Genomic DNA, 347 nt, shown 5'->3' with positions numbered 1-347 from the left:
CTGCTGACCGCAAAGGCCGTGGCGGGGGCCGTATGCACCGCGTCCAGACCCAGGCTGCTCGCCTCGGTGTAGGTCAGTACCAGATCGTTCCCGTTGACCGTGGCCGTGTCGAGCACCGGCGCCGTGGTGTCGGCTGCGGTGCTGTTGCTGACCGTCTGGGCGATGAGATTCTCCGCGGCGTTGCCGGCTGCGTCCTGGAGCACGTTGCCGCTCGCGGGCCGGGTGTAGCCCACGCTCACCGCCTCGGTGCTGTCCACGTCGCGGCTCAGGTGCAGCGTGACGGTCTTGGCCGTGGCGCTCACCGTGACGTTCTCGACGCTTATGGCGACGCCGCTGGCGCTGCTCAC

Annotated in this window: 1 protein-coding gene; it reads right to left on the bottom strand. The window is 69.5% G+C overall.

Annotated elements, in window-relative coordinates; translation table 11 throughout:
• Positions 1-347 (bottom strand): SwmB domain-containing protein (locus VTU_RS29850; RefSeq protein ID WP_265597365.1); only part of this gene is annotated, 347 nt, incomplete at both ends.

The organism is Verminephrobacter aporrectodeae subsp. tuberculatae At4, assembly GCF_000193225.1.
GTDB classification, from domain to species: Bacteria; Pseudomonadota; Gammaproteobacteria; order Burkholderiales; family Burkholderiaceae_C; genus Acidovorax; species Acidovorax aporrectodeae.
The sequence above is the reverse complement of the archived record's forward strand: the minus strand, read 5'-3'. Positions and strand labels throughout refer to the sequence as shown.